The organism is Pseudomonas sp. zfem002 (assembly GCF_032621685.1).
Taxonomy (GTDB): Bacteria; Pseudomonadota; Gammaproteobacteria; order Pseudomonadales; family Pseudomonadaceae; genus Aquipseudomonas; species Aquipseudomonas japonica.
This window is the reverse complement of the sequence record NZ_JAVYJH010000017.1, coordinates 12063-24571: the sequence shown is the minus strand read 5'-3', so window position 1 is coordinate 24571 and position 12509 is coordinate 12063. Positions and strand designations below refer to the sequence as shown.

At 65.2% G+C, this 12509-nt stretch carries 11 protein-coding genes and 1 pseudogene; 5 read left to right on the top strand and 7 right to left on the bottom strand.

The window, feature by feature from the left end; genetic code table 11:
* The first annotated feature begins 8 nt into the window (after positions 1-8).
* From RTI28_RS18940 to RTI28_RS18930, 3 genes are all read left to right on the top strand, one after another.
* Complete coding sequence (locus RTI28_RS18940; RefSeq protein ID WP_316921876.1) at positions 9-1505, top strand: aldehyde dehydrogenase; 1497 nt, start codon at positions 9-11, stop codon at positions 1503-1505.
* Positions 1506-1632: 127 nt separating this feature from the next.
* Entirely contained in the window at positions 1633-2412 is a 780-nt protein-coding gene (locus RTI28_RS18935) for a gamma-glutamyl-gamma-aminobutyrate hydrolase family protein (RefSeq protein ID WP_316921875.1), read from the top strand.
* Between the two features lie 105 nt (positions 2413-2517).
* Complete coding sequence (locus RTI28_RS18930; protein WP_316921874.1) at positions 2518-4050, top strand: APC family permease; 1533 nt, start codon at positions 2518-2520, stop codon at positions 4048-4050.
* A gap of 21 nt (positions 4051-4071) precedes the next feature.
* Here the strand turns inward: RTI28_RS18930 and gmk are convergent, their stop codons facing one another.
* The gene (gmk, locus tag RTI28_RS18925) at positions 4072-4692 is read right to left on the bottom strand and encodes a guanylate kinase (RefSeq protein ID WP_316921873.1); all 621 of its coding nucleotides are present in this window, start codon (positions 4690-4692) and stop codon (positions 4072-4074) included.
* Positions 4693-4704: 12 nt separating this feature from the next.
* Positions 4705-5568, bottom strand: coding sequence for a YicC/YloC family endoribonuclease (locus RTI28_RS18920; protein WP_316921872.1), 864 nt, complete (start codon positions 5566-5568; stop codon positions 4705-4707).
* A 360-nt stretch (positions 5569-5928) separates the two neighbouring features.
* On the opposite strand from RTI28_RS18920, the gene rph reads away from it, so the two are divergent.
* Positions 5929-6651 (top strand): ribonuclease PH, encoded by a 723-nt coding sequence (gene rph / locus RTI28_RS18915; protein WP_042121545.1) that lies wholly within the window; start codon positions 5929-5931, stop codon positions 6649-6651.
* 63 nt (positions 6652-6714) lie between these two features.
* Here rph and RTI28_RS18910 read toward each other — a convergent pair whose 3' ends face one another.
* Positions 6715-7494: an exodeoxyribonuclease III gene (locus tag RTI28_RS18910; RefSeq protein WP_042121543.1), complete on the bottom strand. Its 780-nt coding sequence runs from the start codon at positions 7492-7494 to the stop codon at positions 6715-6717.
* Positions 7495-7574: 80 nt separating this feature from the next.
* On the opposite strand from RTI28_RS18910, the gene pyrE reads away from it, so the two are divergent.
* Positions 7575-8216 (top strand): orotate phosphoribosyltransferase, encoded by a 642-nt coding sequence (pyrE, locus tag RTI28_RS18905; RefSeq protein ID WP_316921871.1) that lies wholly within the window; start codon positions 7575-7577, stop codon positions 8214-8216.
* A gap of 60 nt (positions 8217-8276) precedes the next feature.
* Here pyrE and argB read toward each other — a convergent pair whose 3' ends face one another.
* From argB to coaBC, 4 genes and pseudogenes are all read right to left on the bottom strand, one after another.
* On the bottom strand, positions 8277-9185 hold the full coding sequence (gene argB / locus RTI28_RS18900; protein WP_042121539.1) for an acetylglutamate kinase: 909 nt from the start codon (positions 9183-9185) through the stop codon (positions 8277-8279).
* A 30-nt stretch (positions 9186-9215) separates the two neighbouring features.
* Positions 9216-10589: pseudogene (locus RTI28_RS18895) on the bottom strand (phosphomannomutase/phosphoglucomutase); the annotation flags it as partial.
* A gap of 126 nt (positions 10590-10715) precedes the next feature.
* Entirely contained in the window at positions 10716-11171 is a 456-nt protein-coding gene (gene dut, locus RTI28_RS18890) for a dUTP diphosphatase (RefSeq protein WP_042121534.1), read from the bottom strand.
* Positions 11172-11175: 4 nt separating this feature from the next.
* Positions 11176-12384: a bifunctional phosphopantothenoylcysteine decarboxylase/phosphopantothenate--cysteine ligase CoaBC gene (coaBC, locus tag RTI28_RS18885; protein ID WP_316921870.1), complete on the bottom strand. Its 1209-nt coding sequence runs from the start codon at positions 12382-12384 to the stop codon at positions 11176-11178.
* Positions 12385-12509: the final 125 nt, after the last annotated feature.

Sequence of the window (12509 nt, the reverse complement as noted above, 5' to 3'; positions counted from 1 at the left end):
GAAGAACAATGACAATTCCGTCTCGCGAACAATGGGAAACCCTCTACCAGGGTCTGCATATCGAAGGCCGCGCCTTCATCGACGGTGAGTACCGCGACAGCGTGTGCGGCACCACCTTCGACTGCACCAGCCCGGTGGATGGTCGCGCCCTGGCCGCCATCGCCAGTTGCGACAGCGCCGATGCCGAGCTGGCCGTGGCCGCGGCACGGCGCAGTTTCGACAGCGGCGTCTGGGCCAACCAGGCCCCGGCGCAGCGCAAGCGCGTGCTGATCGCCTTCGCCGATCTGCTGCTGGCCAACGCCAACGAGCTGGCGCTGCTGGAAACCCTCGACATGGGCAAGCCGATCGCCGACGCCCTGAGCATCGATATCCCGGCGGCGGCGAACTCGATCCGCTGGTCCGCCGAGGCGATCGACAAGGTCTACGACGAAGTGGCCCCGACCCCGCACGACCAGCTCGGCCTGGTGACCCGCGAGCCGATCGGCGTGGTTGCGGCCATCGTGCCGTGGAACTTCCCGCTGATGATGGCCTGCTGGAAACTCGGTCCGGCGCTGGCCACCGGCAACTCGGTGATTCTCAAACCGTCGGAAAAGTCCCCGCTGACTGCAATCCGCGTCGCCCAGCTGGCGCTCGAAGCCGGCATCCCGGCGGGCGTGTTCAACGTGCTGCCGGGCTACGGCCACACCGTGGGCAAGGCCCTGGCCCTGCACATGGATGTCGATACCCTGGTGTTCACCGGCTCGACCCGCATCGCCAAGCAGCTGATGGTCTATGCCGGCGAGTCGAACATGAAGCGCGTGTGGCTGGAGGCCGGTGGCAAGAGCCCGAACATCGTCTTCGCCGATGCCCCGGATCTGCAGGCCGCCGCCGAAGCTGCGGCGGCCGCCATCGCCTTCAACCAGGGCGAAGTGTGCATCGCTGGCTCGCGCCTGCTGGTGGAGCGTTCGATCAAGGACCAGTTCCTGCCGCTGGTGGTGGAGGCCCTGCAGGCCTGGAAGCCCGGTCATGCCCTGGATCCCGGGACCCGCGTCGGCGCCCTGGTCGACACCACCCAGTTGGACACCGTGCTCGGCTACATCGAGGCCGGCAAGGCCGATGGCGCTGCGCTGGTCAGCGGCGGGCGCCGGGTGCTGGAAGAGACCTGCGGCGTCTATGTCGAGCCGGCGATCTTCGACGGCGTGACCAATGCCATGCGCATTGCCCGTGAGGAAATCTTCGGCCCGGTGCTCTCGGTGATCACCTTCGACAGCGCCGAGGAAGCCATCGCCATCGCCAACGACTCGCCGTTCGGCCTGGCCGCGGCGGTATGGACCGCGGACCTCTCCAGGGCCCACCGCAGTGCTCGGGCCCTGCGTGCCGGCAGCGTGTGGATCAACCAGTACGACGGCGGTGACATGACCGCGCCGTTCGGTGGCTTCAAACAGTCGGGCAACGGCCGCGACAAGTCGCTGCACGCCTTCGACAAGTACACCGAGCTCAAGGCGACCTGGATCAAGCTCAACTAAGCGACGCGCCCCCGTAGGAGCTGGCTTGCCTGCGAAGGACCGCTTTGCGGTCCTTCGCAGGCAAGCCAGCTCCTACGGGGGCGCCAAATCCGTGAGTCATGTGTTTTTCCGTGAAGAGGCTGGATCGATGAAACAAGCCCCGGGCAAAACCCCTTTGATCGGCGTCACCGCGTGCCGCCAGATGCTCGGCAACACCCCCTCCCATACCGTGGGCGACAAATACGTCGAGGCCGCCGCGTTCGCCGGCGTGCCGCTGATCCTGCCGGCGCGTGACGAGGCGGCGGACCCGCAGCGTCTGCTGGAGCGCCTCGACGGCATTCTTTTTACCGGTTCGCCTTCAAATGTCGAACCGCATCATTACAATGGCGCCCCCAGCGCGGAAGGCACCCGTCACGATGTCCAGCGTGACCGTCTGACGCTGCCGCTGCTGCGCGCGGCCATCGCCGCCGGCGTGCCGGTGCTGTGCATCTGCCGGGGGTTCCAGGAGCTCAACGTGGCCTTGGGTGGCACCCTGCACCAGCGCGTTCACGAGCTGCCCGGCTACCTCGACCACCGCGAGCCGCACAACGTCCCGCTGGAAGAACAATACAGCCCGCGTCACCTGGTCACGGTCGAGCCCGATGGGCAATTCCAGCGACTGGGTCTGCCGCGCAGCTTCATGGTCAACTCGCTGCACGGCCAGGGCATCGATCGCCTGGCCGACGGGCTGCGGGTCGAGGCCCTGGCGCCGGACGGGCTGATCGAAGCAGTTTCCATGGAGGACGCACCCGGCTTCGTGCTTGGGGTGCAATGGCATCCGGAGTGGCGTTACGCCGACAACCCGGTTTCGTTGCGTCTGTTCCAGGCGTTCCGTGCAGCCTGTCATGCCTACGCCGGTGGCCAGCGCTACCGCGAGGCGATCCTGTAAGGCCGTCGGGAGGACACTTCCGGCAAGGCCGAACCGGCAGTTTCATTGAGTGCGGGCATCCATGGATGCCCTGAAAAACAATACCAATAGCGGCGACATCTACTCATGAGCGAATTCGAAGCAAGCCTGTCCTCGAGTACGGCGGGGCTGGCTCGCAAGGCATCCAAGGGGTTGGCCAAGGGCCGCCTCGGACTGCTCGCCAGTATCGTGCTCGGCATTTCCACCATCGCCCCGGTGTACACCCTTACCGGTGCACTGGGGCCGACGGTTCGGGAAGTCGGCGAACATCTGCCGGCGGTGTTCATCGTCGGCTTCCTGCCGATGCTCCTGGTAGCCCTGGGCTATCGCGAGCTGAACGCGGCGGAGCCGGACAGCGGCACCTCCTTCACCTGGTCGGCGCGTGCCTTCGGGCCGATGATCGGCTGGATCGGCGGCTGGGGCCTGGTCACTGCGACCACCATCGTGCTGTCCAACCTGGCTGGCGTGGCGGTGGACTTCTTCTATCTGTTCCTCGGGCAACTCATTGGCAGCCACGAGGTGGCTGCGCTCAGCGACAACCTGCTGATCAACGTGGTCACCTGCTGCGTGTTCATCGCCATGGCGGTGTGGATCTGCTGTCGCGGCATCGGCACCACCATGACCGTGCAGTACGGCCTGGTGGCCCTGCAGTTGCTGGTGCTGGTGGGCTTCGCCATCGCGGCATTCGGCGGGTCCTCGGAGACGCCGCCGATGAACTTCGATATCAGCTGGTTCAACCCGTTCGGCGTCGAGTCGTTCTCGGCCTTCACCGCCGGCCTGTCGTTGTCGATCTTCATCTTCTGGGGCTGGGACGTGTGCCTGACCATGAGCGAGGAGTCGGTGGGCAGCGATGAAGTCCCCGGCCGCGCCGCGACCCTGACCGTGCTGCTGATTCTCGGCCTGTACCTGGTGACGGCCATCGCCACCCTGCAGTTCGCCGGAATCAGCGACGAGGGCCTGGGCCTGGGCAATCCGCGCATCCAGGAAAACGTCTTCGCCCACCTCGCCGGTCCGGTGATGGGGCCGCTGGCGATCCTGATGTCCATCGCCGTGCTGGCCAGTACCGCCGCGTCGCTGCAATCGACCTTCGTCTCGCCGGCGCGCACCTTGCTGGCGATGGGTTACTACGGCGCGGTGCCGGAGCGCTTCGCCAGCATCTGCCCGCGTTCGCAGACCCCGCGCTACGCCACCATCTGCGCCGGCGTCGCCGCGGGCGTGTTCTACGTGACCATGCGCACCCTCAGCGAAAACGTGCTGGCCGACACCATCACTGCCCTGGGCATGATGATCTGCTTCTACTACTCGCTGACCGCCTTCGCCTGCGTCTGGTACTTCCGCCACAGCCTGTTCGACAGCCTGCGTCACTTCCTGATGCGCGGCCTGTGCCCGTTGCTGGGTGGCGCGATTCTCTCGGTGATCTTCGTGCAGACGGCCATCGACAGCGCTTCGCCGGAATTCGGCAGCGGCTCGCATGTGGGTGGCTTGGGGCTGGTGTTCGTGATCGCGATGATCATTCTGCTGCTGGGCATCGTCCTGATGCTGCTGTCGCGTCTGCGCGCGCCGGCGTTCTTCCTCGGCATGACGTTGCGTCGTCATGCCACCCTCCCGAGCCGCCGCTAGGGCGGCCCGGACGGCGAGGGTTCAAGCCAGCAGTTGCTTGAGCAGCTCGCCGTGGCGCTGCTGCTGACCGTCGCGCTGCAGGCGGTTGGCGCGGAACACCGCTTTCAGGTCTTCCAGCGCGGTCGCGAAGTCGTCGTTGATGATGACGTACTCGTACTCGTCGTAGTGCTCCATCTCGCTGACCGCTTCGCGCATCCGTCCTTCGATGATCTCGTCGCTGTCCTGGCCGCGGTTGGTCAGGCGCTGGCGCAGGGCCTGCTGGCTCGGCGGCAGGATGAAGATCGAGCGGGTGCCCGGCATCAGCGTGCGCACCTGCTGCGCGCCCTGCCAGTCGATTTCCAGGATCAGGTCGTGGCCCTGGTCGAGGGTCTGTTGCAGCGCCCGGCGCGAGGTGCCGTAGCAGTTGCCGAACACTTCGGCCTGTTCGAGGAAGTCGCCCTGGGCGTTCATGCGATCGAACTCGGCGCGATCGACGAAGTGGTAGTTGACCCCGTCGTGTTCGCCCGGACGCATGGCGCGGGTGGTGTGCGAGACCGACACGCGGATGTGGTTCAGGTCGTCGGTGAGGGCCTTGACCAGGCTGGTCTTGCCGGCGCCGGACGGCGCGGAAATGATGAACAGGGTGCCGCTGCTGTGTTTCATGATGGGGTGGCCTTACTCGATGTTCTGTACTTGTTCACGCATCTGCTCGATCAGGACCTTGAGGTTCACCGCCGATTGCGTGCTGCGTGGGTCGAAGGCTTTGGAGCCCAGGGTGTTGGCTTCGCGATTGAGCTCCTGCATCAGGAAGTCCAGGCGCCGGCCCGCCGCACCGCCAGACTTGAGCACGCGGCGCACTTCGGTGACGTGGGTGCTGAGGCGGTCGAGCTCTTCGGCGACATCGCTCTTCTGCGCCAGCAGGACCATTTCCTGTTCCAGGCGCTGCGGATCGAGTTCGGCCTGCATGTCGGTGAAGCGGTCGAGGATCTTCTGCCGCTGCGTGGCGAGCATCTGCGGGACCAGGGCGCGCAGGGTGGTGACTTCCTGGCTCATGCTGTCCAGGCGCTCGTTGATCAGCCGGGCCAGCTCGGCGCCTTCGCGGTTGCGGCCGTTCTTCAGTTCGGCCAGGGCGTTCTCGAACAGGCCCAGGGCTTCCTGATTCAGGGCCTGCGGGTCGCTGGCATCGGCGACCAGCACGCCGGGCCAGGAGAGCACGGCCAGCGGGTTCAGCGGTGCCGGGTTCTTGATCAGGCTGGCCACGGTCTCGGCGGCCTCCACCAGCTGGCGGGCGCGCTCCTGGTCAACCTGCAGCGACTTGCTGGCGTTTTCCTCGGTGAAGCGCAGCGTGCACTCGACCTTGCCGCGCGACAGTCCCTGGCGCAGCGCCTCGCGTACGGCGCCTTCGAGGTCGCGGAAGGCTTCCGGCAGGCGCAGGTGCGGTTCGAGGTAGCGATGGTTGACCGAGCGCAATTCCCATATGAGGGTGCCTTGGGTCCCGGCTCGTTCGACACGAGCGAAGGCGGTCATGCTGTGCACCATGGGAAGTACCTCGCAGATAGATGAAGGGGAAAGCCGACAGGCTGCAAAGGCGCAGGATTGTAGCGCAGTGCGCTGCCGGGTCCCATCCACTGATGTTACAAACCGTCGTTGGAGGCGTGGCCGATTCCCGACCGATGAATGGCCGATGCGGTTGGTGCAGGAGCGGATTCATCCGCGATCGGCGGCGCAGCCGCCGTAAACCCTGGGCCCCCGATCTGCCTGAAATACCCGGGATACAGGGTTTACGGCCGCTTCGCGCCCGATCGCGGATGAAACCGCTCCCGCAGGAGGCTGGGCCAGCCCACGCCTTGCGCTCTATAATGCTCGGCAGATTCGAACCCCCAGTACAGGTACTCCCAGATGAAACGTCCAAGTGGTCGCGCCGCCGATCAGCTTCGCTCGATCCGCATCACCCGCAACTACACCAAGCACGCCGAAGGGTCGGTACTGGTCGAGTTCGGCGACACCAAGGTCGTCTGCACGGTCAGCGTCGAGAACGGCGTCCCACGCTTCCTCAAGGGGCAGGGCCAGGGTTGGCTGACCGCCGAATACGGCATGCTGCCGCGCTCGACCGGCGAGCGTAACCAGCGCGAAGCCAGCCGTGGCAAGCAGGGCGGCCGCACCCTGGAAATCCAGCGCCTGATCGGCCGCTCGCTGCGCGCCGCGCTGGACATGAGCAAGCTGGGCGACATCACCCTGTACGTCGACTGCGACGTGATCCAGGCCGACGGCGGTACCCGCACCGCGTCGATCACCGGCGCCATGGTCGCCCTGGTCGATGCCCTGCGCGTGGTCAAGAAGCGCGGTGGCCTGAAGGGCGGCGACCCACTCAAGCACATGATCGCCGCGGTCTCCGTGGGCATGTACCAGGGCGCTGCGGTACTCGACCTGGATTACCTGGAAGACTCCGCCGCCGAGACCGACCTGAACGTGGTCATGACCAGCGCAGGCGGCTTCATCGAAGTCCAGGGCACCGCCGAAGGCGCGCCGTTCCAGCCGGAAGAACTGAACGCCATGCTGGCCATTGCGCAGAAAGGCATGGCCGATCTGTTCGAGCTGCAGAAGGCTTCGCTGGCCGACTGATCGGCCAATCGCGGACAACAAAAAGCCGACCCCAGGGTCGGCTTTTTCGTGGCTGGGTGACGATCAGATCGTCAGCGTCCAGTCGTAGTCCACGATCAGCGGCGCGTGCTGCGAGAAGCGCGGCTGGCGCGGCAGGCGTGCGCTGCGCACGAAACGACGCAGGCCCGGTGTCAGCAGTTGATAGTCGAAGCGATAGCCCAGGTTGAGCATCTCGGCCTGTTCGTTGTCCGGCCACCAGCTGTACTGGTCGCCTTCACGGCTGACTTCACGCAGGGCGTCGACGTAGCCCATGTTGCCGATGATCTCGTCCATCCAGGCGCGTTCCGGGGCGAGGAAGCCCGGCGACTGCTGGCTGTCGCGCCAGTTCTTGATGTCGAGCTTCTGCTGCGCCACGTAGAGCGAGCCGCAGTAGATGTATTCACGGCGCTTGCGCCGCTGCTTGTCCAGGTACTTGGCGAAGTCGTCCATCAACTTGAACTTCTGGTTCAGGTCTTCATCGCCGTTCTGCCCGGAAGGCAGGAGCAAGGTTGCAATACTGACTTTGTCGAAGTCGGCCTGCAGGTAACGTCCGTAGCGGTCGGCTGTCTCGAAGCCCAGGCCGCTGATGACTGCCTTGGGCTGCAACCGCGAATAAAGTGCCACGCCGCCTTGGGCGGGTACTTCTGCGTCGCAGGCATAAAGGAAGTAGCCATCTAGCTGAAAAGCCGGGTCATCGAGTTCAAAGGCCGAGGCGCGGGTATCCTGAAGGCAGATGACGTCGGCATTCTGGGCTTGCAGCCAGCTGAGCAACCCTCGCTCGACCGCAGCCTGAATGCCATTCACGTTCACACTGATGATCCGCATAAATGGCCCCAAAAATCTCGTGCGTGTATGATACCCGAGCTGTACTCAATTAGCTAAATCCGTGGTATCCGGGACTCCTCATGCAGCCGTATCAGCGCGACTTCATTCGTTTTGCCATCGATCGCGGGGTTCTGCGCTTCGGTGAGTTCACCCTCAAATCGGGTCGTACCAGCCCCTATTTCTTCAATGCCGGCCTGTTCAACAGCGGTTCGGCCCTGGCCCAGCTCGGTCGTTGCTACGCGGCGGCGATCGTCGACAGCAAGATTCCGTTCGACGTTCTCTTCGGCCCGGCCTACAAGGGCATTCCCCTGGCTGCGGCGACGGCGGTGCAACTGGCCGAGCAACACCAGCTCGACGTGCCTTGGTGCTTCAACCGCAAGGAAGCCAAGGACCACGGCGAAGGCGGTAGCCTGGTGGGCGCGCCGCTGGCCGGCGACGTGCTGATCATCGACGACGTGATCACCGCCGGCACCGCGATCCGCGAAGTCATGCAGATCATCAAGGCCCAGGAAGCCCGCGCCGCTGGCGTGCTGATCGCGCTGAACCGCGAAGAGCGCGGCAATGGCGAACTGTCGGCGATCCAGGAAGTGGAACGCGACTTCGGCATTCCGGTGGTCAGCATCGTTTCGCTGACCCAGGTCCTCGAGTTCCTCGCCGACGACCTGCAGCTCAAGCAGCACCTGCCGGCGGTGGAAGCCTACCGCGCGCAATACGGCATCTGATTGCAGCGAACATGAAAAAGGCGACCGAGTGGTCGCCTTTTTCTTTGCCCGCCGGAAAGCTTACTGACGCGGCTTGCGGTTGGTGATCAGGGTGCCGACGCCGCTGTCGGTGAAGATCTCCAGCAGTACGGCGTTCGGTACGCGACCGTCGATGATGTGCGAGCTGTGCACGCCACCCTGGACCGCTTCCAGTGCGCAGCGGATCTTCGGCAGCATGCCGCCGTAGATGGTGCCGTCGGCGATCAGGCCGTCGACCTGCTCGGTGCTCAGGCCGGTCAGCACGGTGCCCTGCTTGTCCATCAGGCCGGCGATGTTGGTCAGCAGCATCAGCTTCTCGGCCTTCAGCGCTTCGGCGACCTTGCCGGCGACCAGGTCGGCGTTGATGTTGTACGACTCACCGTTGGGACCGACGCCGATCGGCGCGATGACCGGGATGAAGTCGCCCTTGACCAGCATGTTCAGCAGGTCGGTGTTGACCCCCACGACTTCGCCGACGTGGCCGATGTCGATGATTTCCGGGGTGGTCATCTCCGGGGTCTGGCGGGTGACGGTGAGCTTCTTCGCGCGGATCAGCTCGGCATCCTTACCGGTCAGGCCGATGGCGCTGCCGCCATGACGGTTGATCAGGTTGACGATGTCCTTGTTGACCTGGCCGCCGAGGACCATCTCCACCACGTCCATGGTCGCCGCGTCGGTGACGCGCATGCCATCGACGAAGCGGCTTTCGATCGACAGACGCTTGAGCAGGTCACCGATCTGCGGGCCGCCACCGTGCACCACCACCGGGTTGATACCAACGGCCTTCATCAGCACCACGTCGCGGGCGAAGCCGGTCTTCAGCTCCTCGCTCTCCATCGCGTTGCCGCCGTACTTGATCACCAGGGTCTTGCCGACAAAGCGTCGGATATAAGGCAGCGCTTCGGACAGTACCTTGGCGACATGGGTAGCGGCATCGCGATCGAGGGTCATGCAGGGCTCCAGTTGGAACAAGTGGTTCGGTCAGAACGGTAGTTGCAGGTCGGGGGCTACGCGCTTGAGTTGCGCATGGAATATAGCCTTGATTCGCTGCAGTTCGGCGTCATTGTCGGCCTCGAAGCGCAGGACCAGCACCGGTGTGGTGTTGGAGGCGCGGACCAGGCCCCAGCCGTGGGGGTAGTCGACTCGCACACCGTCGATGGTGGTCAGGTCGGCTTGGCCCCAGTCGGCGTCGCGTTGCAGCGCATCAATGATGCTGAATTTACCCTCGTCGGTCACATCAATGTTGATTTCCGGGGTGCAAATGTCATTCGGGAAGCCGGCGAACAGGGTTTCCGCGTCCACCGGTGCCTTGCTGAGGATTTCCAGGAGGCGCGCGGCGCTGTAGATGCCGTCGTCGAAGCCGAACCAGCGCTCCTTGATGAAAATGTGCCCGCTCATCTCGCCGGCGAGCAGGGCGCCGGTTTCCTTCATCTTCTTCTTGATCAGCGAGTGGCCGGTCTTCCACATCCGCGAGGTGCCGCCGTATTCGGCGATCAGCGGGGTCAGGCGGCGGGTGCACTTGACGTCGAAGATGATCTCGGCGCCCGGGTTGCGCGCCAGCACGTCCTGGGCGAACAGCATCAGCAGGCGGTCCGGGTAGACGATGCTGCCGGCGTTGGTCACCACGCCGACGCGGTCACCGTCGCCGTCGAAGGCCAGGCCCAGGTCGGCCCCGGTTTCCTTGACCTTGGCAATCAGGTCGACGAGGTTTTCCGGCTTGCCCGGGTCCGGGTGGTGGTTGGGGAAGTTGCCATCGACCTCGCAGAACAGCGGGATGACTTCGCAGTTCAGTGCGGCCAGCAGTTGCGGGGCATTGACCCCGGCGGCGCCGTTGCCGCAGTCCACCACCACCTTGAGGCGCTTGGCCAGCTTGATGTCGCCGACGATCTGCTGCTGGTAGCGCGGCAGGATGTCGACCTTCTCGACCTTGCCCTCGGCGCGGGTCAGGTCGTTGGTCTTGAGGCGGGTCAACAGGGCCTGGATCTGTTCGTTGGCCAGGGTGTCGCCGGCGATGACGATCTTGAAGCCGTTGTAGTTCGGCGGGTTGTGGCTGCCGGTGAGCATCACGCCCGACTTGCCGGCCAGCACGTTGGCCGCGAAGTACAGCGCCGGGGTCGGCACCAGGCCGACGTCGCTGACCTGGCAACCGGCGTCGACCAGGCCCTTGATCAGCTGTTCCACCAGCAGGGGGCCGGACAGCCGGCCATCGCGGCCAACCGAAACGTTTGGTTCGCCCTGGGCCAGGCTCTGGGCGCCGATGGCGCGGCCGATCCAGTAGGCCGTCTCGGCGTGCAGGGTGTCGCCGACGACACCGCGGATATCGTAGGCGCGGAAGATGCTGTCAGGCAGTGCGGGGATCAGTTGGGCCATATCGTTCATCACGGGACTCCAGTCTCGAAGGCTTGCGGGCGTATGGAACGCTTGGACGGCCTTTGCGCCAGAGAGTTCGCCCGCGACAGGACATCGAGGGCGATCAGGGGATCAATGGCTACCGGAGTGACCGAAGCCGCCGGCACCGCGCTGGGTCTCGTCGAAGGTCTCGACGATGTCGAAATGCGCCTGTACCACCGGGACCAGCACCAGCTGCGCGATGCGCTCGCCGACGGCGATGGTGAAGGCGGTCTGGCCGCGGTTCCAGCAGGACACCATCAGCTCGCCCTGGTAGTCGGAGTCGATCAGGCCGACCAGGTTGCCGAGGACGATGCCGTGTTTGTGGCCCAGGCCGGAGCGCGGCAGGATCATCGCCGCCAGGCCCGGATCGCCGATGTAGATCGACAGGCCGGTCGGGATCAGCAGGGTCTGGCCCGGCTCGAGGACGGTGTCTTCCTTGAGCATGGCGCGCAGGTCGAGGCCGGCCGAACCGGGGGTGGCGTACTGCGGCAGCGGGAATTCGCCGCCGATGCGTGGATCGAGAATCTTGGCTTGGAGAGCGTGCATTGAATCAAACCTGGTTGAGGCGTTCGGCAATGAAAGCGACCAGCTGGCGGGCGATCTTGCCCTTGCTGGTCTGCGCGAACAGGGTTTCGTGGAGCTGGCGGTCGATCACGCTGCAGGCGTTTTCCTCGCTGTTGAAGCCAATGCTGGGGTTGGCCACGTCATTGGCGACGATCAGGTCGAGGTTCTTGTCCTTGAGCTTGCGTGCCGCGTAATCGAGCAGGTGTTCGGTCTCGGCGGCGAAGCCGACGCTGAACGGGCGGTCCGGGCGGGTGGCGATGGTGGCGAGAATGTCGGGGTTGCGCACCATCTGCAGCAGCAGGCCGTCACCGGTTGTAGGGTCTTTCTTGAGCTTTTGCGGGGCGACTACTTCAGGACGGTAGTCCGCGACTGCGGCCGAGGCGATGAACAGGTCGCAGGGCATCGCCGCTTCGCAGGCGGCGAGCATGTCGCGGGCGCTGACCACGTCGATGCGGGTGACCCGGTCCGGGGTCGGCAGGTGCACCGGGCCGGTGACCAGGGTCACCCGGGCGCCGGCCTCCACCGCGGCTTCGGCGAGGGCGAAGCCCATCTTGCCGGAGCTGTGGTTGGTGATGTAGCGCACCGGGTCGATGTTTTCCTGGGTCGGGCCGGCGGTGATCAGCACGTGCTTGCCGGTCAGCGATTCGCGCTTGAAGCATTCGGCGGCGAGCCAGGCCAGGTCATTGGCTTCGAGCATGCGGCCGAGGCCGACATCGCCGCAGGCCTGGCTGCCCGAGGCCGGGCCGAAGACCTGGATCGAGCGCGCCTGCAGGGTTTCCAGGTTGGCCTGGGTCGCGGGGTCGCGCCACATGGCCTGGTTCATCGCCGGGGCCACCGCGACCGTGGCATCGGTGGCCAGCACCAGGGTGGTCAGCAGGTCGTCGGCCACGCCCTGGGCCAGGCGCGCGATCAGGTCGGCGGTGGCTGGCGCGATCAGCACCAGGTCGGCCCACTTGGCCAGCTCGATATGGCCCATCGCCGCTTCGGCAGCGGGATCCAATAGGTCCATGTGCACGGGGTGCCCGGAGAGCGCCTGCATGGTCAGCGGAGTGATGAACTCGGCTCCGCCACGGGTCATGACGACGCGCACCTGGGCGCCGTGTTCCAGAAGTCGGCGAACCAGCTCGGCGCTCTTGTAGGCGGCAATACCGCCACCGACGCCGAGAACGATGCGTTTCCGATACAGCCGCTGCATAGGCCTGCCTTTTTCCGATGGAGGTTTGCACGCAATGCCGACGCCTCCCCAGGCCGGGCGTTGCGCAAAAAGTGGCGGCTAAGATAGCACAGGGCTCAAAGCGGGAGCAGTCACGTACGGACAGA

Coding starts and splice junctions, on each gene's coding strand:
- RTI28_RS18940 (WP_316921876.1), top strand. CDS start 9: ATGACAATTCCGTCTCGCGAACAATGGGAAACCCTCTACCAGGGTCTG.
- RTI28_RS18930 (WP_316921874.1), top strand. CDS start 2,518: ATGAGCGAATTCGAAGCAAGCCTGTCCTCGAGTACGGCGGGGCTGGCT.
- RTI28_RS18920 (WP_316921872.1), bottom strand. CDS start 5,568: ATGGTGCACAGCATGACCGCCTTCGCTCGTGTCGAACGAGCCGGGACC.
- argB (WP_042121539.1), bottom strand. CDS start 9,185: ATGACCCTCGATCGCGATGCCGCTACCCATGTCGCCAAGGTACTGTCC.
- rph (WP_042121545.1), top strand. CDS start 5,929: ATGAAACGTCCAAGTGGTCGCGCCGCCGATCAGCTTCGCTCGATCCGC.
- dut (WP_042121534.1), bottom strand. CDS start 11,171: ATGCACGCTCTCCAAGCCAAGATTCTCGATCCACGCATCGGCGGCGAA.
- coaBC (WP_316921870.1), bottom strand. CDS start 12,384: ATGCAGCGGCTGTATCGGAAACGCATCGTTCTCGGCGTCGGTGGCGGT.
- pyrE (WP_316921871.1), top strand. CDS start 7,575: ATGCAGCCGTATCAGCGCGACTTCATTCGTTTTGCCATCGATCGCGGG.
- RTI28_RS18910 (WP_042121543.1), bottom strand. CDS start 7,494: ATGCGGATCATCAGTGTGAACGTGAATGGCATTCAGGCTGCGGTCGAG.
- gmk (WP_316921873.1), bottom strand. CDS start 4,692: ATGAAACACAGCAGCGGCACCCTGTTCATCATTTCCGCGCCGTCCGGC.
- RTI28_RS18935 (WP_316921875.1), top strand. CDS start 1,633: ATGAAACAAGCCCCGGGCAAAACCCCTTTGATCGGCGTCACCGCGTGC.